At 35.7% G+C, this 20,110-nt stretch carries 17 protein-coding genes; 7 read left to right on the top strand and 10 right to left on the bottom strand.

What is annotated here, in order from left to right; all coding sequences use genetic code 11:
• Positions 1–12: 12 nt before the first annotated feature.
• The 6 genes from nqrF to ACFQ13_RS10290 all read right to left on the bottom strand — a co-directional run bounded on the left by nqrF (position 13) and on the right by ACFQ13_RS10290 (position 6,096).
• Complete coding sequence (nqrF, locus tag ACFQ13_RS10265; RefSeq protein ID WP_114310796.1) at positions 13–1,320, bottom strand: NADH:ubiquinone reductase (Na(+)-transporting) subunit F; 1,308 nt, start codon at positions 1,318–1,320, stop codon at positions 13–15.
• Between the two features lie 4 nt (positions 1,321–1,324).
• Positions 1,325–2,047 (bottom strand): NADH:ubiquinone reductase (Na(+)-transporting) subunit E, encoded by a 723-nt coding sequence (nqrE, locus tag ACFQ13_RS10270; protein WP_114310611.1) that lies wholly within the window; start codon positions 2,045–2,047, stop codon positions 1,325–1,327.
• A gap of 73 nt (positions 2,048–2,120) precedes the next feature.
• Positions 2,121–2,765: an NADH:ubiquinone reductase (Na(+)-transporting) subunit D gene (locus tag ACFQ13_RS10275; RefSeq protein WP_114310612.1), complete on the bottom strand. Its 645-nt coding sequence runs from the start codon at positions 2,763–2,765 to the stop codon at positions 2,121–2,123.
• Between the two features lie 3 nt (positions 2,766–2,768).
• Positions 2,769–3,518, bottom strand: coding sequence for a Na(+)-translocating NADH-quinone reductase subunit C (locus ACFQ13_RS10280; protein ID WP_114310613.1), 750 nt, complete (start codon positions 3,516–3,518; stop codon positions 2,769–2,771).
• Between the two features lie 2 nt (positions 3,519–3,520).
• A complete protein-coding gene (locus ACFQ13_RS10285) occupies positions 3,521–4,744 on the bottom strand; it encodes an NADH:ubiquinone reductase (Na(+)-transporting) subunit B (protein WP_386116983.1) in 1,224 nt (407 codons plus the stop codon).
• The gene (locus tag ACFQ13_RS10290; RefSeq protein WP_386116985.1) at positions 4,744–6,096 is read right to left on the bottom strand and encodes a Na(+)-translocating NADH-quinone reductase subunit A; all 1,353 of its coding nucleotides are present in this window, start codon (positions 6,094–6,096) and stop codon (positions 4,744–4,746) included. Before ACFQ13_RS10290 ends, ACFQ13_RS10285 begins: the two co-directional genes overlap by 1 nt.
• A 160-nt stretch (positions 6,097–6,256) precedes the next feature.
• Between ACFQ13_RS10290 and ACFQ13_RS10295 the strand changes: the two genes are divergently transcribed.
• The 3 genes from ACFQ13_RS10295 to pruA all read left to right on the top strand — a co-directional run bounded on the left by ACFQ13_RS10295 (position 6,257) and on the right by pruA (position 9,950).
• Positions 6,257–7,510 (top strand): type IX secretion system plug protein, encoded by a 1,254-nt coding sequence (locus ACFQ13_RS10295; RefSeq protein WP_386116987.1) that lies wholly within the window; start codon positions 6,257–6,259, stop codon positions 7,508–7,510.
• A gap of 171 nt (positions 7,511–7,681) precedes the next feature.
• Entirely contained in the window at positions 7,682–8,068 is a 387-nt protein-coding gene (gene apaG / locus ACFQ13_RS10300) for a Co2+/Mg2+ efflux protein ApaG (protein ID WP_114310617.1), read from the top strand.
• 256 nt (positions 8,069–8,324) lie between these two features.
• On the top strand, positions 8,325–9,950 hold the full coding sequence (gene pruA, locus ACFQ13_RS10305) for an L-glutamate gamma-semialdehyde dehydrogenase (protein ID WP_386116989.1): 1,626 nt from the start codon (positions 8,325–8,327) through the stop codon (positions 9,948–9,950).
• 172 nt (positions 9,951–10,122) lie between these two features.
• Here pruA and rsmG read toward each other — a convergent pair whose 3' ends face one another.
• Positions 10,123–10,755 (bottom strand): 16S rRNA (guanine(527)-N(7))-methyltransferase RsmG, encoded by a 633-nt coding sequence (gene rsmG / locus ACFQ13_RS10310; protein ID WP_386116991.1) that lies wholly within the window; start codon positions 10,753–10,755, stop codon positions 10,123–10,125.
• 314 nt (positions 10,756–11,069) lie between these two features.
• Here rsmG and ACFQ13_RS10315 point away from each other — a divergent pair, with 314 nt between their 5' ends.
• A complete protein-coding gene (locus ACFQ13_RS10315; RefSeq protein ID WP_386116993.1) occupies positions 11,070–12,170 on the top strand; it encodes a fatty acid desaturase family protein in 1,101 nt (366 codons plus the stop codon).
• Between the two features lie 17 nt (positions 12,171–12,187).
• Complete coding sequence (locus tag ACFQ13_RS10320) at positions 12,188–13,372, top strand: pyridoxal phosphate-dependent aminotransferase (RefSeq protein WP_386116995.1); 1,185 nt, start codon at positions 12,188–12,190, stop codon at positions 13,370–13,372.
• A 1,207-nt stretch (positions 13,373–14,579) separates the two neighbouring features.
• Here the strand turns inward: ACFQ13_RS10320 and ACFQ13_RS10325 are convergent.
• Together ACFQ13_RS10325 and trkA are read right to left on the bottom strand one after the other, a co-directional pair.
• Entirely contained in the window at positions 14,580–16,082 is a 1,503-nt protein-coding gene (locus tag ACFQ13_RS10325; RefSeq protein ID WP_386116997.1) for a TrkH family potassium uptake protein, read from the bottom strand.
• Between the two features lie 6 nt (positions 16,083–16,088).
• Complete coding sequence (gene trkA, locus ACFQ13_RS10330; RefSeq protein WP_386116998.1) at positions 16,089–17,438, bottom strand: Trk system potassium transporter TrkA; 1,350 nt, start codon at positions 17,436–17,438, stop codon at positions 16,089–16,091.
• Positions 17,439–17,731: 293 nt separating this feature from the next.
• On the opposite strand from trkA, the gene ubiE reads away from it, so the two are divergent.
• Both ubiE and porT read left to right on the top strand, forming a co-directional pair.
• Entirely contained in the window at positions 17,732–18,463 is a 732-nt protein-coding gene (gene ubiE, locus ACFQ13_RS10335) for a bifunctional demethylmenaquinone methyltransferase/2-methoxy-6-polyprenyl-1,4-benzoquinol methylase UbiE (RefSeq protein WP_386117000.1), read from the top strand.
• Position 18,464: 1 nt separating this feature from the next.
• The gene (gene porT / locus ACFQ13_RS10340) at positions 18,465–19,181 is read left to right on the top strand and encodes a type IX secretion/gliding motility protein PorT/SprT (RefSeq protein ID WP_386117001.1); all 717 of its coding nucleotides are present in this window, start codon (positions 18,465–18,467) and stop codon (positions 19,179–19,181) included.
• Here the strand turns inward: porT and ACFQ13_RS10345 are convergent.
• A complete protein-coding gene (locus ACFQ13_RS10345) occupies positions 19,168–19,911 on the bottom strand; it encodes a TrmH family RNA methyltransferase (protein ID WP_386117003.1) in 744 nt (247 codons plus the stop codon). The two genes, porT and ACFQ13_RS10345, sit on opposite strands and share 14 nt — an antisense overlap.
• Between the last annotated feature and the right edge of the window lie 199 nt (positions 19,912–20,110).

Consider the following 20,110-nt stretch of genomic DNA (forward strand, 5'->3'; position numbering starts at 1 on the left):
TGAAGCTTTAGATTATCCTCCAAAGTCATCAAATCTAATGTGTTCATCCGGAATACCGAAATCTTCACCCATTTTCTGAACAGCTTGGTTCATCAATGGAGGTCCACAGAAGTATAATTCAATATCTTCTGGTGCTTCGTGCTTACTTAGATAATTGTCAATTACACAATTATGAATAAAGCCTACGAAACCATCTCCTGGAGCATCGATATCTTCTTTTACTTTCCAGTTATCTTCTTCCATTGGTTCAGATAAGGCTAAGTAAAATTTAAAGTTAGGGAAATCTCTTTCTAACTCACGGAAGTGCTCTAAATAGAATAACTCACGCTTAGATCTACCACCATACCAATAGGTTACTTTTCTACCTGTTTTTAAGGTTTTGAATAAGTGATATAAGTGCGAACGCATCGGTGCCATACCTGCACCACCACCAACGTAAAGCATTTCGCTTTCAGACTCGTTGATAAAGAATTCACCGTAAGGTCCTGAAATAACAACTTTATCTCCTGGTTTTTGGTTAAAGATATATGATGACGCTACACCTGGATTTACATCCATCCAACCGTTTTTAGCACGATCCCATGGCGGCGTTGCAATACGGACGTTTAACATAATCTCACGTCCTTCTGCAGGGTAAGAGGCCATTGAATAGGCACGCTCTACAGTTTCAGTGTTCTTCATCACTAAAGGCCATAAGTTAAACTTATCCCATTCTGCTTGAAACTTATCTGGTGTTTCATGCTCTTCAGGGTGTGCCGTAATGTCAATATCTTTATAATTAACGGTACATTCTGGAATTTCAATTTGAATATATCCTCCAGCTTTGTAACCCATATCTTCAGGAATTTCTACTACAAATTCCTTAATAAATGAGGCAACGTTATAATTTCTTACAACAGTAGCTTCCCATTTCTTAATTCCGAAAACTTCTTCAGGAATGGTAATTTCCATATCCTGCTTCACTTTTACCTGACAAGATAAACGTGCGCCTTCTTTTAATTCTTTTCTACTGAAGTGTGGTGTTTCTGTAGGAAGTGCTTCTCCTCCTCCAGATAAAACATGACATTCACACTGAATACAAGTTCCACCTCCACCACAAGCCGATGGTAAGAATATTTTTTGATTCCCTAAGGTACTTAGTAAAGACCCTCCTGAACCCACTTCAATTTCACGTTCACCATTAATTGTAATTTTTACAGGTCCTGATGGTGATAATTTTTGTTTTACAAATAGTAAAAGCCCTACTAATAACATTGTAATTATTAGAAAAGCAACTACGGTTGCTATAATTGTTCCTGTTGTACTTGCTGCTAATAAAATCATATTACTCAATTACTTTAATTGTGTTATCAGCTAATGCTTTTGTTTCCTCTAAGTTCTTTTCTGCTTTCACAGTCTCTGTAGTCACTTCTTCTTTAGCTTCGTCATCACCACCGGTTAACATACCACCAAAGCTCATAAAGCCAATAGCCATTAATCCTGTAATAATAAAGGTAATTCCTAGTCCACGTAATGCTGGTGGTACGTTAGAATATCTAATTTTCTCACGAATTGCAGCAATAGCTAAAATCGCTAAAAACCATCCAATTCCTGAACCTACCCCGTAAGTTGTTGCTAAACCTAAGGTTGCAATTTCACGAGACTGCATAAATAAAGACCCTCCTAAGATGGCACAGTTTACCGCAATTAACGGTAAGAATATACCAAGTGAGTTATATAAAGACGGTGAAAATTTCTCCACAACAATCTCTACTAATTGTACCATTGTTGCAATGGTAGCAATAAACATGATGAAGGATAAGAAACTTAAATCATAACTTGCATACTCTTCACCTAACCATGATAAGGCTCCAGGCTGTAGTAAATACTGATCTAACAACCAGTTTAAAGGTACTGTAATCGCAAGTACAAAGATTACTGCGGCACCTAAACCTACTGCAGTACTTACTTTTTTAGATACAGCTAGATAAGAACACATTCCTAAGAACGTCGCAAATACCATGTTATCTATAAAAATCGACTTGAAAAATAATTCTATATGTTCCATATATTTTGTTTTTAGTTGTTGCTAAGTTGTATTGAAAATTAGAAATCTTCAATACACTTACCGTTAAACTAATTTAATCTTCTATTAACGCTTTGTTTCTACTACGTTGTATCCAGATGATGATACCCACAACGATTAAGGCCATTGGTGATAATAACATAAATCCGTTATTTTCATATCCTATAGCGTATAATCCTGTTTTTTCAATAGGGTCTCCTAAGACTTTAAAACCTAATAAAGTTCCAGATCCTAAAAGCTCTCTAAAGAAACCTACAATGATTAAGATAAGACCATAACCTGCGGCGTTACCAATACCATCTAAAAAGGATTGCCATGGTTTGTTGGCTAAAGCGAAGGCTTCAAAACGTCCCATGATAATACAGTTTGTAATAATTAATCCAACGAAAACGGAAAGCGTTTTACTTAGTTCATATGCGAAGGCTTTTAAGACCTGATCCACAATAATTACTAAAGCTGCAACGACAACCAATTGAACAATAATTCTAATTTTTGAAGGAATGATATTTCTCATTAAAGAAATAACAACGTTTCCTATCCCTAAAACAGCCATTACAGACACTGCCATTACAATTGAGGCTTTTAACTCTGCCGTAATTGCTAAAGCTGAACATATCCCTAATACCTGAATGGTAATTGGGTTATTATCCGCTAATGGATCTGTGATTAACTTGGCATCTTTTTTTGATAAAAGTCCCATAAATTAATTGTTTTTTAAATTTTTAAAATAAGATTCGTAAAGCTTTAAATCACTTTTGATCATGGCTGCAACACCATTACCCGTAATTGTAGCTCCTGCAATTGCATCAACCTCATTATCTGTTTTATCTAAATTCTTTGGATCAGCATTTCCTTTAGCAACATCAATACCTGCAAAGTTTCCAGCGTCATTTAAAAGGTGCTCCCCAATAAAATCATCCATAAAGAAACGTTGCTTAATATTAGCTCCTAAACCAGGAGTTTCACCAGCATGATCAAAAAACGCTCCTTGAACTACCATATTCTCATCCATTGAGATATATGCCCAAATTGCATCCCATAACCCTTTACCTCTAATTGGGGCAATATAGAAGGTCTGACCATCTTTTTCTCCAATAAATAATGGTAATTTACGAGGTTGACCTGCCTTTTCGTTGGCTTGTTGCTTTTTAACATCAATTAAATAAGCTTCGTCATTCTCACTAATTTTTCCATTTTCTATCACCAATTGCTTCTGAATATACTTTTCAAAAAGTTCTGGAGCTACATCTGTAGAAACGAAGTTAGCACTGCTCTCGTCGTTTTCATTTACACCCATAGCATATAGAATATTCTGTTGCTTTTCTATACGTTGGTTTTCTGTAATCGTCGGTTTTAACGAAGATGCTGTAAACGCTAATAATGACCCTACAATTAATACCATGGCTACGGCAAAAATAATAGTGTACGAATTTTTATCTGTTCTGTTTTCCATCGTTATGCAGTTTTTGCTTTTAGACGTTTCATTCTTTTCTTAACATTCCCTTGTACCACATAGTGATCAATAGTTGGTGCAAACACATTCATTAATAGAATGGCTAACATTACGCCTTCTGGGTACGCTGGGTTGAATACACGAATCATAATAGAAAGGAATCCTACTAAGAATCCATAGATCCATTTTCCTTTATTCGTTTGAGAAGCTGTTACAGGATCTGTAGCCATAAATACTGTACCGAAAGCAAAACCTCCAATAAGTAAATGATGCCAAAATTCTGTACTCATTAAGCCGTAAAACTTACTTCCTTCAGTAATAACACCAGCATCTACGAAACCATTAAAAATAAGTCCCATAACTAATGCACCTACAACAGATGAAAGCATAATTCTCCAACTTCCAATTTTTGTAAAAATTAAGAAGAGGGCTCCTAATAAGATTAAAAGCGTTGACGTTTCTCCTACTGAACCAGGAATAATTCCGTAGAACATATCCCAAATAGAATACGCCACTTCTTTTCCTTGTGCTAGGGATCCTAAAATAGTTTCTCCTGAAATCGCATCGACATTCTGACCTGCAGCAATCATTTGATCACGTTCTACAGCACCATGTATCCATACCTTATCACCAGACATCCATGTTGGGTAAGCAAAGAATAAAAAGGCTCTAATGGTTAAAGCTGGATTTAAAATATTCATTCCAGTTCCACCAAATACTTCTTTTCCAATAACAACACCAAAGATTACAGCAACTGCCAACATCCATAAAGGAATATCCACAGGTACAATTAAAGGCACTAACATTCCTGTTACTAAGTACCCTTCTTCAACTTCGTGTCCTTTGATAATTGCGAAAATAAATTCAACCGCTAAACCAACACCGTAAGATACAATGACTAGTGGTAACACTTTCCAAAGTCCAACAGTAAGGTTATCTAAAGTCCAGAAAGACGCTCCTAAAAATCCATCAGCAGAATCAATAAGACCTTGCGCTAAATAATGTTGATATCCGGCGTTAAACATTCCAAAAATTAAACATGGCACTAAAGCCATGATTACAGTATTCATGGTACGTTTTAAATCGTCGGCCGCCTTAATATGAGTTCCATTGTGAGTGGTCTCATTTGGCATATATAAAAACGTAAAAAGGGCGTTAAATCCAGGAAGCCACTTCTTGTCTTTATTCTTCTCCTTAAAATTATGTAAATTATTTTTTAAACCCATTATCCTATTTCTTTAAGCATTAAGTCTAAACCTTCTCTAATTATTTTTTGATGTGGTTGCTTAGACACACAAACAAATTCTGTTAAAGCAAAATCCTCAGGGGCAACTTCGTACATTCCTAAAGCTTCCATTTCATCTAAATCTTTATACATACAAGCTTTTAGAATCTGCATTGGGTAGATATCTAAAGGAAATACTTCTTCATAAGTTCCTGTAGTTACAAATGCACGATGCTCACCGTTTGTGTTTGTATTTAAGTCGAATTTCTTCTTAGGATTTAACCAAGAAAACGTTAAGGCTCTAGAAGTTGATACTTTATTGAAGATAGGTTTATTCCAACCGAAAAATTCGTAATCATCACCTTCTGGAATTACCGTAAGAACATTACTGTAATAGTCTAAATGCTCATCAGCTTGCACTTGCTTCCCTGATAATACATTTCCAGAAATGAAACGTGCATTACTATCTCTTTCAACGCCTTTATCGTAAACCATAGTTGCAATTTCTGCGCCTAATAAGGTTTTAAAATAACGTGGTTTTTGCACTGAAGATCCCGCTAAAGCAATGATACGCTCTGCATTGAATTTTCCAGTAAGAAGTAGCTCACCAATAATCACTAAATCTTGAGCATTAACAGTCCATACTGTTTCCCCTTTATTAATAGGATCAACCTTATTAATAAGCGTCCCCACATTCCCTGAAGGGTGTGGTCCTGAAACCTTATGAGTTGTTGCATGTTCCAAATTAGCTAGTGGCGAATTGGACTTATCTCCTACTGAAATATGCACACTTCCTGTTGTCAATTTAGACAAGGACGTAACCGCGGCTTGCAACTCAGCTTCTTTACCCGCTAAGGTAAAGTCTAAATCAGCTGCCAACGGCGCACTTGCATAACCCGATATAAAGATTGCTTTTGGCGTAACATCTGCCGCGGCAATTACATCGTAAGGACGTTGCTTTATAAAAGCCCAACATCCTGAAGCAAGTAAATGTGCTTTGATTTTTTCAGCATCGGAATTTAAGTCAAACACCCCATGATCTAGGTAGGTTTGTTCCTTATCTGCAGTTATTTTAATAGCGTCGATTCGACGTCTTGGTCCACGCAGCACTTCCGTAATTTCACCAGAAACTGGAGAAACAAACTTCATGTTCTCGTTATCCTTGTTGTAAAATAAAGTCTCACCTGCTTTAACACGTGTGCCCTCTTTAGCAACAAGTTTTGGAATAATACTGTGGAAATCTTCGGGTCTAATAGCGTAAGAATTACTAATAATAGCATTTTCTTTAGTCTTCTCGGCTTCACCGATTAACTTTATATCTAAACCCTTTTTAATTTTGATGTCTTTTGACATATACTTAAAGATTAGTTATCTAAAAATCCGTGCAAATCTACAAATTAATGCGTAAAAACTCTCTAAAAACAGCGATCTTTTTTATTTGTAATGATTATAAATAACCGAATTGTTCTAGGGCATAGATTTTGACTATCTTTATGCACTAAGACGTCATAACATGAAAAAACACTCTTCTTTTCTGCTCTTTTTTCTAATCACTCCACTCCTTGCCATAGCGCAGGTTGCTACAGAGCTAAATCCACCAGATTTTATAAAAACCATCACCTTTAAAAGCAACACCACCCAAGGCCAACTCCCTATTTTGAAACTCGGCGAACCCTTAGTGCTCGAATTTGATGCCTTAACCGGAAATGAAGAAGATTTCTATTACGTAATTGAACATTTTAACTTCGATTGGACGCCGTCTAATCTTGTAAAATCGGAATACCTCAGTGGCTTAGACCAGCAACGTATTTTAGATTATGAAAATTCTTTTAATACTTATCAGATTTATTCGCACTACAATTTAGAAATCCCAAACACCCAAACCCGTGGTTTTCTTAAAAGCGGTAATTACATGATTTCGATTTATGATGATTATGACGAGTTAATGTTCAGCAGAAAATTTATGATTTATGAAGATCTTACCAATGTTGGCGTACAAGTAAAACGCTCTAGAGATGTTACCACTATTGCAGAAAAGCAATCTATAGACATGGTGATTACCACTAATGGGATGAATTTAAACAATCCTCTAGAAACCATTAAGACCTTAGTAATTCAGAATAACAACCTCAACACCGCCATTTCAGATTTAAAACCACAATACACCTTAGGAAACGAATTAATTTACCGCTACAAAACCGAATCTTCTTTTTGGGCCGGAAATGAGTATAACTTCTTTGAAAATAAAGACGTCCGAGCTGCAAACATTGGTGTACAACATATAGAACTCAAAGACCTTTATCACAATTACCTCTACCCGAACATTACTCGGAAAAATGTCCCTTATACCTACAACCCAGATATCAATGGTAATTTTTTAATTACCGCTTTAGATGCTACTGACGTTAGTATAGAGGCCGATTATGTTATGGTTCATTTTACGCTATCGCACCCTAAATTAAAAGGTAAATCCATATACATCTATGGTAATTTCAACGGGTTTACTCTAGAACCTCTAACCCAAATGATTTACAATAAAGAAAGCCAACGTTATGAAAATATTATGTTACTAAAGCAAGGGTTTTACAACTATAAATATGTTAGTGTAGATCGTAAAACAGGTGTTTTAGAAGAAGGTGCTATTAGCGGTAATTTTTGGCAGACTGAAAACAACTACAAAGTCTTGGTCTATTACAAAGATCTCGGGGCGCGTTACGACCGCCTTATTGGCTTTGGAGAAGCCTCTTCTGTAGACATAAGCAACTAAAGCCTGATCATATCCATTATTAAAATACTATTTATTGGAATGGTATTTGCTACCTTTCTAATAATAACCCTATGTAAATTAGGTATTTGTTAAAAAACAAGCTGCTGTATTATAATTATACAGACGCAAAGAAAATTTATCTTATTTTAGCATAGAGCAATACGAGAACTCATGGTACAGCAAGTAACAAGCGGGATAAAGATCTCAGTAGAAACTAATTTTGAAGGTACATTTTATAAAAACTATAAAGTACACTTCGCCTTTGGCTATAGAATTACAATTGAAAACCAAAGTAAAGACGAGGTGCAATTAAATTCTAGATACTGGAGAATCCTTGATGCTCTAAATCACGAAGAAACTATTGAAGGTGAAGGAGTCATTGGAAGAAAACCTATGTTAAAGCCAGGCGAATCGCACACCTACAATTCAGGTTGTCTTTTAAGCTCTCCTTTTGGCGCCATGCAAGGCTACTACTCTATGGCCAACCACAGCAAAAACTCACATTTTAAAGTCTACATTCCGCCTTTTAAGCTAAGTGCCCCTTTTGCGCTCAACTAAATTTATGGCTCTTTTTCTAATGTATTATCACAAAGGAAGAACAACACTTAAAAGACCCTACATAAAAGCTTTACACTTTACACACTTACTTTCTACAGGCCCGTTTTTATCCTGTTAAATTCTTAGATCTAATCTTCACAGAACTATAACATTTCAAAAAAATATTCTCTTATAAAAATTGTACATTTGTTGTTGATATTTTCAAAATAAACACAAATAGATTTTCACTTTTGTGGAAACATAAAACAAATTTAATATGGGAAAAGGATTCTTTAATGTACCTGTAGCAGTTAACGAGCCTGTTATGTCTTATGCACCGGGTTCTCCAGAACGCGAAGCAGTTTTAGAAGCGTATAAATCAATGTTTAACTCTAAGGTAGAAGTCCCTTTATACATCAATGGTAAGGATATTAAGACGGGAAACACCAGAACAATGTCTCCACCACATGACCACCAACATAGCGTTGGGGAATACCATGTTGCTGAAAAATCGCATGTAGAAGAAGCTATCGCTACAGCTTTAGAAGCAAGAAAATCTTGGGCCTTAATGCCATGGGAACAACGTGCTGGTATTTTCTTAAAAGCTGCAGAATTAATTGCTGGTCCTTACAGAGCCAAAATTAATGCGGCGACCATGATTGCGCAGTCTAAAAATATTTATCAAGCTGAAATTGATGCGGCTTGTGAGCTTATTGATTTTTTACGTTTCAACGTTCAGTTTATGTCTGATATTTACATGGAGCAACCAGAAAGCACAAGTGCTGCATGGAACCGTGTAGAATACAGACCTCTTGAAGGGTTTACCTATGCTGTAACGCCATTTAACTTTACAGCTATTGCCGGAAACTTACCAGCATGTATGGCTTTAATGGGTAATGTTGTTGTATGGAAACCAAGTGATAGCCAAGTATATTCTGCTAAAGTTATTATGGACATCTTTAAAGAAGCTGGTGTACCAGATGGTGTCATTAATGTTGTTTTTGGTGATCCGGAAATGATTACAGATACCGTATTAGCAAGTCCTGATTTCTCTGGTTTACATTTTACTGGTTCTACGCATGTTTTTAAAGCCCTTTGGAAACAAATAGGAAACAATATTGACACTTACAAAACCTACCCAAGAATTGTAGGTGAAACTGGAGGTAAAGATTTTATTGTAGCGCACAAAACTGCCGATGCTAAACAAGTGGCTACAGCTATTGCTCGTGGTGCTTTTGAATTCCAAGGACAAAAATGTAGTGCTGCCTCTAGAGCTTATATCCCTGCAGGATTATGGCCAGAAGTTAAAGACTACTTATTAGCAGACATGGCTTCATTTAAAATGGGATCTCCTGAAGATATGAGTAACTTTATTACTGCTGTTATTCATGAAGGCTCTTTCGATAAATTAGCCAAGTATATTGACGCGGCTAAAGCGGATAGTGATGCTGAAATTATAGCTGGTGGTAACTATGATAAATCTAAAGGTTACTTTATAGAGCCTACTGTAATCCTTACAACCAATCCAAAATACACCACAATGTCTACGGAGTTGTTCGGACCTGTCATTACAATTTATGTTTATGAAGACGAGGACTATTCTGAAACTTTAAAATTAGTTGACGAAACAAGTGAGTACGCTTTAACAGGTGCCATCTTATCTAGAGACCGTTATGCTATTGAAGAAGCAACAACAGCACTTCAAAATGCTGCGGGTAACTTCTATATCAACGACAAGCCAACTGGTGCCGTTGTAGGGCAACAACCTTTTGGTGGTGCAAGAGCCTCTGGTACTAACGATAAAGCCGGAAGTCCACAAAACTTACTACGTTGGGTTTCTCCACGATTAATTAAAGAAACCTTTGTTACTCCTGTAGATTACAGATATCCTTTTTTAGGATAATAACAGCAACGTGTTAAAACTAAAAAACCTTAAAAGTCTCAAACTTTTAAGGTTTTTTTATGCGTTTAGTTGGATTAAACCAATAAGCAAATCACTTATAACTATTTAATGCTCTTTGCTACTTATCTAATCTGCAACAGGAGCGACCAAAATGAATAAGCGCTTTATAAGTTTAAGCCCCTTTATATTTTAAAGGTAAATGAATCACTTTTTTAGTTTCAAAAAATGGCTCTTTAAAATAATCCGAAAGCAAAAAGGCCTTTACCGTTTTATATTGTTGTAACTCTTCCGTTAGATCGCCCCCTTTTAAATAAAGAATACCGTTCTTAAGATCATTTTTCTGATCCTTAGCCACTTTGCCTTTGACCCAAGTTGTAAATTCTGGCATCGTTGTCACTGCTCTACTCACTATAAAATCGAAAGTTTCATCTATCGCTTCTACTCGACTATGCGTCGTTCTTATATTAGTAAGTTCTAAAGCCTCTGCTACCGCATTAATAACTTTTAGTTTCTTGTTAATACTATCTACTAAATGAAATTCACATTCCGGAAATAGAATTGCTAAAGGCACGCCAGGAAATCCACCACCGGTACCCACATCTAAAATTGAAGTACCTGGGACAAAGTTAATAACCTTTGCAATCCCTAAAGAATGTAAGACATGTCTTAAGTACAATTCGTCAATATCCTTTCGGGATATCACATTAATTTTACTGTTCCAATCCTTATATAAAGCCTCTAAAGCTTTAAATTTCTCAATTTGAGTTTCGGTTAAATCGGGGAAGTATTTAAGAATAAGTTCCATAGCTGATGTTTCTGCAAAAATAGTTTTTTAAAGTTTTCTAGAGAGAACTAATCTTAATTATTCCTAATGCTTCTTACCAAATACAACACGCTTTCAGTTGCCATTAGCCCTTAAATAAGCGCTTTAAACCAAAGCTTAAAAACCACAAATAGGCCTAAAAACGAAGCCTTTAAGCCCTTAATATTCGCAAGGTTATATTATTTTTATTGATAATTTTACGTTAATCCATTACAATTGCTTTTTATTTAATGCCTATCTTTGCTTTTGTATAATGTATTTAAACCCCTTACGTTATTACATAAAATAAAGCATACATGAAACAACAAACCCTATCCTTCTCAAGAACGGACTCTGCTAAGTTCTTTAGAACCCTCAACAAACGCGTTAACAATTATTTTAAAGAAAACGATATAAAACGAACTGGTAACTGGCAACTTTGGGTCAAAACCATCGTTATGTTTACCTTGTTCTTAACCCCTTATTTTCTATTACTAACCTTAGAAATTCCAACTTGGGCACAATTCCTATTAACCATTGTGATGGGAGTTGGTATGGCTGGTGTTGGTATGAACGTGATGCATGATGGTAATCACGGCGCCTTCTCTAACAAAGAATGGATTAACAGAATCATGGGTAGTAGCATTTACATTTTAGCTGGAAATGTTTACAATTGGAAAGTACAGCACAACGTCTTACACCATACGTACACAAATATCCACGGACATGATGAAGACTTAGAAGCGGGACGTATCTTACGTTTTTCAGAACATACAGAATGGAGAAAACATCATAAATTTCAGCATTACTACTCTATTTTACTTTACGGACTTTTAACCATTAACTGGGCCATTACTACAGATTTCCAGCAAATGAAACGTTATATGAAGCGTAAATTAGCGTACGGAAAATTCCCTAATCCGGTAGTGAATTGGAGTAAATTAGTCATTTCAAAAATCATTTACATCTCTATGTGGATTATCTTACCGATGGCATTGACGGATATCGCATGGTATAAAGTTTTAATTGGATTTTTACTTATGCATTATGTTGCAGGCTTAATTTTAAGTGTGGTATTTCAATTGGCACACGTTATGGATGAAGCTGAAATGCCTTTACCAGAAAAAGACGGGACTATGAAAAACACTTGGGCCATTCACCAACTAAACACCACGGTGAATTTTGGAGCAAGAAGTAAAATTATCAATTGGTACACCGGCGGTTTAAACCACCAAGTAGAGCATCACATATTTCCACATATTAGCCATATCCATTATGGTAAAATTGCTGAAATTGTAAAATCTACAGCTAAAGAATTTAACTTACCTTATAAAGAGTACGACACAACACGAAAAGCAATCGCTGCGCATTTTAGATTTCTAAAAGAAATGGGAATGCAGCCAGCAATGCAAGCATAATTCTATATTTATAACCTATGAACCAACTATCGGATAGAATTAATAATCTATCAACCTCAGCAACATTAGCCATGGCTGCTAAAGCCAGAGAACTTCGCGCAGAAGGAAAAGACATTATCGGATTAAGTTTGGGAGAACCCGATTTTGATACTCCAGATTTTATTAAAGATGCGGCCATTGAAGCCATCAACCAAAACTACAACAGCTACACACCAGTAGATGGTTATGTAGATTTGAAAGAAGCCATCATTAATAAATTTAAACGCGATAATAATCTTAGCTATACCTTACCACAAATTGTGGTTTCAACAGGTGCAAAACAGTCTTTAGCAAATATTGCTTCTGTTATGCTTAATGCTGGAGACGAAGTTATTTTACCTTGTCCTTACTGGGTAAGTTATAGTGACATTGTTAAGTTAAGTGATGGGGTTCCGGTAGAAGTACAGACGTCTATAGATAACGACTTTAAAATGACAGCCGAACAATTAGAAGCTGCCATTACACCAAAAACCAAAATGATTTGGTACAGTTCTCCTTGTAACCCAAGTGGATCGGTATATAGCAAAGAAGAACTAAGAGCCTTAGCTGATGTCTTAAAAAAGCATCCTAATATCTATGTAGTTTCTGATGAAATATACGAACACATTAACTTTAAAGGTGGTCATTTTAGTATGGCTGAATTTGAAGATATGTACGACAGAACCATTACGGTAAACGGGGTTTCTAAAGCCTTTGCAATGACCGGATGGAGAATTGGATATGTTGGTGCTCCAGATTGGATTGCTAGAGCTTGTAATAAAATTCAAGGTCAAGTAACAAGTGGTGCTAACTGTATTGCACAACGTGCCGTTATTAAAGCTTTAGAAGCAGATCCTTCTAGCATTAAATATATGGTTGATGAGTTTAAAGAAAGACGTCAACTAATCTTAAAACTCTTAGGCGAGATTGAAGGATTCAAAACCAACGAACCTGAAGGTGCTTTTTACGTTTTCCCTAACATCTCATCTTATTTTGGAAAAACGATTAAAGGCAAGACCATTAACAATGCTACGGATTTCTCATTATTTATTTTAGAAGAAGCTTTAGTTGCCACTGTAACTGGAGAAGCTTTTGGAAATAAAGATTGTATTAGAATCTCTTACGCGGCCTCTCAAGACGAAATTATTGAAGCCATTAAGCGTATTAAAACGGCTTTAAGCTAAGTAAACCCGTTTTTATAAACTCCATAAAAAAAGCTGTAACAAATGTTGTTACAGCTTTTTTCTTTGTGATTCGTTTTTAGGTCTAATTCTCTAAAAGACCTCAGCCCTAAAAACAATTTTAAAACAAAATTAATATAGCAACGCTCACAAAGACGGCTACTTTTAATATTAGTGATGCCATTAGGCTTTCTTTACTAATTTGGATGGATTTAGCACGTTGTCTTATCACAAACAAAGACTTTCTTCGTGCTTTTTTAAAACTGTATTTTACAACACGTTTATAGTTGGAATTTAATAATCCTCGTTTTGTAAAATGAGACAGCTTTCTACGCTTCGAGCGCTTTCTTAAATCCTGTGATAGAGCTATTTTCATTGTTGAGGGGTTTTATTATTTTGTAGAATGTACAAAAAAATCAGCAACATTCCTAATTTAACGGATTAATTATTAGGTATTTAAAATTATTTCAGCTTATTTTAAAGAATATCACAATCCTCTGTCCCTGTATTTTTAAGCGCTATTAATGCTTTTATATCCGCTGAACTCTTTTGAATTAAATTTGAATGGCGTTTAATCAACAAGCCTTTATTCGCTATAACTGCGCGTACATATAAAGCAGACCTACTAGCATTAGAACACAAAGTATTAGGGTTAGCGTTACCACCTTTAACATTCTTATTTGCCTTTCTTCCTTCAACCGTCGTCTGATACTATGTAATTGTTTCGTGCTCGCTTTAGGCCACGTATATTCCACCTTTAATGGCCGTTTATAACCGCTTAAGGTATTTTTTAATCGGTCGCGCTTTGTTAATAATTTTCTATTATTATTTATTACGGTGTTCATGGCACTTGCAGACATAGCTTAAAAGATTTAAAAGGGTTATTTAGGATTTAAACCAAGGACGCTATAAAACGATAAAGGGGCTTAAACCTAAAAGCACTAAGAAAAGTAAGACTGTCGTTTGAAGGGATCACGCTTAAAGTCTGCATCACTAAAGAATAAGCCTGTGATATAAATAATCAGACCCCAAGTGAAAGCATTAGTGCTACAAATAGGACGTAGAACTTTTTAGAATGTTACAATAGTGTATCGGGTAGTTTGTAGAACAACCTCAGCTTATCGCTTAAAAAACAAGCCATAACCTCCATAAAACAAAGATATTACAAGGCCATTTACCCAAAGTAATGATTAGGCCTACAGCTTTATGCTTAACGATTTCTCCAAAAGAAAGGCGTTAATAAGATCAGTACGGTAAAGAGTTCTAAACGACCAATGAGCATTAAGAATGACGCCCACCATTTTCCTAAAGGCGGTAAAGCCCCATAGTTATTAACAGGTCCAAAATCCCCTAAAGCAGGTCCTACATTACCTAAACTCGATGCTGAAAGTCCTATGGCCGATGTAAAATCCATTTGAAACATAGAAAACACGGCCGCACCGATAATAAACGACAGCATATAAAGAATAAAAAAGCCTAAGACATTAAATACAATATCTTTAGATACCGATTTCCCATTATAACGCACCGGAATAATCGCATTAGGATGTAAGGCCCGTTTAAATTCTAAGAAACTGTTTTTAATCAATATCAATTGGCGCATTACTTTTACACCCCCTGAGGTACTTCCTGCAGACCCTCCTAAAAACATCATTCCGAAGAAGAAAACGGTTAAAAATGGCGTCCACAAGGTATAATCAGCACTGACAAATCCTGTGGTAGTAACTACTGTTAATACCTGAAATAAGGCATGTCTTATAGCACTTTCAGCTTCCCCTAAAACCATAGGATGATCTATTGAAGATATAGACACATCAGCTCTAAAGTAAATTAAAACAGCAGCCACTGCCGTGAAAATTAATATAAACTGAGAGTACAATTTAAACTCTTCATCTTTTAATATTTTAACCACTTTACCTTTAAACAGATAATAACTTAAGACAAAATTGGTCCCTGCTAAAAACATAAAGAATATAATGATATACTGAATAGCCGGATTATCATTCCAATGCGCTACACTCGCATTTTTTGTTGAAAAGCCTCCTGTAGACAAGGTACTTAAGGCATGATTAATAGCATCAAAGAAAGACATCCCTGCAATTTGAAGCAAAATCGTTTCTGCAACGGTATAACCTACATAAATCAGCCATAAACGCTTAGCGGTATCCGTAATCCTGGGGTGTAATTTATCGGCACTAGGGCCAGGAGCTTCAGCCGTAAATAACTGCATCCCTCCTACTCCTAACAATGGTAATATGGCAATGGCTAATACAATAATTCCCATACCGCCAATCCAATGCGTCATACTTCGCCAAAACAAAACCCCTTCAGGAATAATTTCAATATTATCTAAAATACTAGCCCCTGTGGTCGTATAACCGGACATGGTTTCAAAAAAAGCATCTGTAAAAGACGGAATTGCACCGGTGGCAATATAAGGCAGCGTTCCCGTTAAGGACATCACAATCCAACCAAAGGCCACAACGATATACCCTTCACGCTTATTCATTTCTTTACGGTGGTCTTTCGTTCTATACATGGCAATGGCACCAATAAGTAAGGTCACAATACCGGCTAAAAACAACTCTATGGTTACCCCATCATGATAAATGAGACTGATTAAAGTTGCCGTAAGCATAAATCCACCGTTGAATAACAAAAGCAGACCGAAAAAATGAAATATTATTTTATAATTGAGTTTTATTCTTGACATCGTATTTTAAGAGAAAAACCGTTCAACTTCAGAAATAGAACGTGGTAAACAACAAACTACCACACGGTCTCCAGCTTGAATGGTAAAGCTTCCTAATGGAATAGACCCTTTACCATCTCTAATAACACCACCAATAATAGCAGATTTTGGAAACTTTACATTTTTTATCAGCTTATTGGTTATTTTAGATTTTGGCTTTACAACGAATTCTAAAAGTTCAGCATTCATATTGGTAAGTTTGGTCATTGCCACCACTTCCCCTTTTCGTATATATCTAAAGATATTATTCGCCGCTAATAACTTTTTATTAATCAAAGTATCAATCCCAATAGACTGAGACAATTGGTAGTAATCCATATTCTCTACTAGGGCAATAGTTTTCTTAACGCCTTTAGACTTGGCTAAAAGACAAGACATAATATTGGTTTCAGAATTTCCGGTTACGGCAATAAAAGCATCCATATCAGAGATATTCTCTTCATCTAAGATATCCACATTTCTACCATCACCGCAGATCACTAGGGCATTCGGAATTTCTTCTGCCAACTCCTCAGCTTTTCCACGTTTACTCTCTACCAATTTCACATTAAACTTACTAGAACATAAATCGTGTGCCGTTCTATACCCTATTTGACTCCCTCCAAGAATCATAACATTCTTTATAGAGACCTTAACTTTACCAGATAACTTAAATAATTCATCATCTCCACCTTTAGAAGTCACAAAGACCACTTTATCCCCTTCTTTAAATATGGTATCACCTCGGGGAATAATAGTGTATTGGGTCCCTAAACGCTGAATAGCAATAGGAATAAAATTTAGCTCTGGATAGATTTCTGCCGCCTCCTTAACTGATTTATCAACAAAGGTTGCGGTACGTGATAAACGCAGACCTAACATGGTTAACTCACCACCTTCAAACTCATAAGTATCATTAAACCCGTATTGATTTAATAACAATTCTATTTCTGATGCCGCTAAAGATTCAGGAGAAATTAACTCATCAATACCAAACTTAGAAAACCCTACGGTATCTTTATTTTCAATAAACTCTGTGTTAGAAATTCTAGCGATGGTACGCTTAGCTCCCAATTGTTTCGCTAATACACAGGCCGTAATATTTGTAGTTTCAGAAGAGGTTACCGCAATAAAAAGTGCAGCCGTATCTATACGCGCCTCTTTTAAAATTGAAATTGAAGTAGAATCGCCCTTTATGGTTCTAATATCTAGGTGTTCACCTGCATAAGATAAACTATCTTTCTTTGTATCAATTAACGTAATTTCTTGTGACTCGTATGATAAAAGTTTAGCTAAATGAAACCCTACCTCACCGGCCCCTGCGATAATAATCTTCATTGTATTTGTTTGGAGTAAGCATGCAAATATACTTATAACTTATAAGTTAACGCCTTCCTGTAAGACATTATACCCACCTGCTACATTATGTTGCAAGTTAAAAAGTTCTTTATACTATGAAAATAATACGGCTTTTAATTCACTAAAAGCGCATAAAAACTACAGAGTCCTAATTCGGATTTCTCTCTAAAACCAGAATTTCACAGCGCTTAAAAAGTGATTTTTTTTGCACTTTAAATGTAGGCAACGTTAAGTTCTTGACACTTCTTTTAGTATATTTGCTAAAAATTTTTATGGCTGAAAAAGTAAATCCCTATAAGGACAGTGACCAATCTAAAAAGGTCCAAGTCACTAAAATGTTTGATACCATTTCTAAAGAATACGATGGTTTAAACCGTGTTATTTCTTTTGGTATTGATATTAAATGGCGAAATAAAGTTGTAGACTTAGTTGCCAAAACAAAACCTAAAAACATTTTAGATATTGCTACCGGAACTGGAGATTTAGCCATTAGCCTTACCGCTACTAATGCTGAAGAAATTATTGGTTTAGACATTAGTGATGGGATGTTAGAAGTTGGAAGAAAAAAAATTACGGCTAAAAACTTAGACCCGATCATTTCTATGGTTATTGGAGACTCTGAAGATTTACCTTTTGAGGACAATACCTTTGATGCTATTACCGTTGCTTTTGGGGTAAGAAATTTTGAACACTTAGAAAAAGGCTTAGCTGAAATTCTTAGAGTACTGAAACCAAATGGTATTTTTGTAATTCTTGAAACATCAGTCCCTACGAATCCTATTTATAAAGCGGGTTATAATTTCCACACCAAATTAATTATGCCAACCATCGGAAAATTATTTTCTAAGGATAAAGTGGCTTATAACTATTTAAGTGAATCGGCATCTGTTTTTCCTTATGGTGAAGCTTTAAACAATATTTTACGAAAAACTGGGTTTATAAATGTGGTAGACCGACCTCAAACCATGGGAGTGGCTACTATTTATACAGCATCTAAAGCATAATATGAAGCAAACTCTTGTCCTTTTAGCATTTTTATTCGCGTTTCAAAATTCTTCAGCGCAACTGTTCACTAAAGAGAAAGTGGCAAATCCGGTTGATAACATTGATCAAAAGCGCTTAACCTGGGGGTATTTTATTGGTTTTAACCAATACGATTTCAACTTTGATTATCAAGAAGATTTAAAGGACATTTTAGTAGATGAAGCTGTAGGCTTTCATTTAGGACTTATTGGCGATATGCGTATCAACGATTACATGAACCTAAGGTTAGAGCCGGGTGTTTTCTTTACCACAAGAAACTTAATGTACGACGAGAGTCTTTTTCCAAACGACGATTATAATGATTCCGATTTATTAAGAGAAGTGAAATCTACTTATGTTCACATTCCATTACTTTTAAAAATCTCTACAAAACGTATTAATAACTTTAAGCCGTTTATTATTGGTGGTTTTTCTACCGCACTAAACTTATCGAGTAATCAAGACAACCCTGATGATAATAGTTCGGGAGAGTTTAGAATGGAAAAAAACAGCTATTTCTATGAGATCGGTTTTGGAATAGACCTCTATTTGCAATACTTTAAATTCACGCCTTCAATACGTGGTATTTTCTCCATGAATGATGAGTTGGTTCGTGATGCTGACCCTAATAGCCCTTGGACAGGTAATGTGGCTAAAATGCAAACACGTGGGGTATTTATTAATTTTACTTTTCAATAGTACGCCTACGAAATTCACTTAGAAGAATGGCCGTGGCATTAGCGACATTTAAACTTTCTGTCGCTTTTACGGTTCCGAATTGAGGAATGGTCACTTTACGATCCACTTGGCTTTCTATCGCCTCTGAAATCCCATTACCTTCATTCCCTAAAACAATAATACCGCGCTCAGGCAAACTGCTGCTGTAAATATTTTCGCCTTCTAAAAATGTACCAAAAACCTCAGTAGAATGCGTCTTAAGATAACTTTCTAAATCCACATACTGCACATTAACCCGAGTTAAGGATCCCATCGTGGCTTGTACCACTTTACTATTAAAGCAATCTACTGTATTAAGACTACAGATTAGACTTTTTACACCGTACCAATCGCACAACCTAATAATTGTTCCTAAATTCCCAGGATCTCTAACGTCATCTAAGGCCACAACCAATCCTGGATCTAAGTCTTGTGTAGGCTCCGGAATTTTAAAAACCGCTAAGGCCGTATTAGGATTTTTAAGAGCCGTTATTTTTTTTAAATCCGCATCAGAAATCAGAGACACCAATTCTTCAGGCGCCTCAAAAATAGGTTTCGTGGTATATAAATTGACCAAGCTGTAATCGGAATTTAAGAATTCTGAAATGCCTTTTACCCCTTCAACAATAAACAAACCCAGTTGCTGTCTGTTTTTCTTTTGACTTAAACTTTTTACAACTTTTATTTGATTCTTTGATAATACCGAACTCATTGTTCCACTGATCTAATTAATATATCTGTAAAAGGCCAACGCAACGTCTAAAAATAATTTCCGTTTAGCTTAGCACCCCCCTACAAATACAAAGTAAACCTTTTTTAACGAAACAGCCTTTGTAAATTAACAGGACTATGAGGTATCTAATTAAGAAATGATGTTATTTTTGTTTCTTTAAGACTATTAAAAAACAACG

This window comes from Winogradskyella rapida (genome assembly GCF_042675845.1).
GTDB lineage: Bacteria > Bacteroidota > Bacteroidia > Flavobacteriales > Flavobacteriaceae > Winogradskyella > Winogradskyella rapida.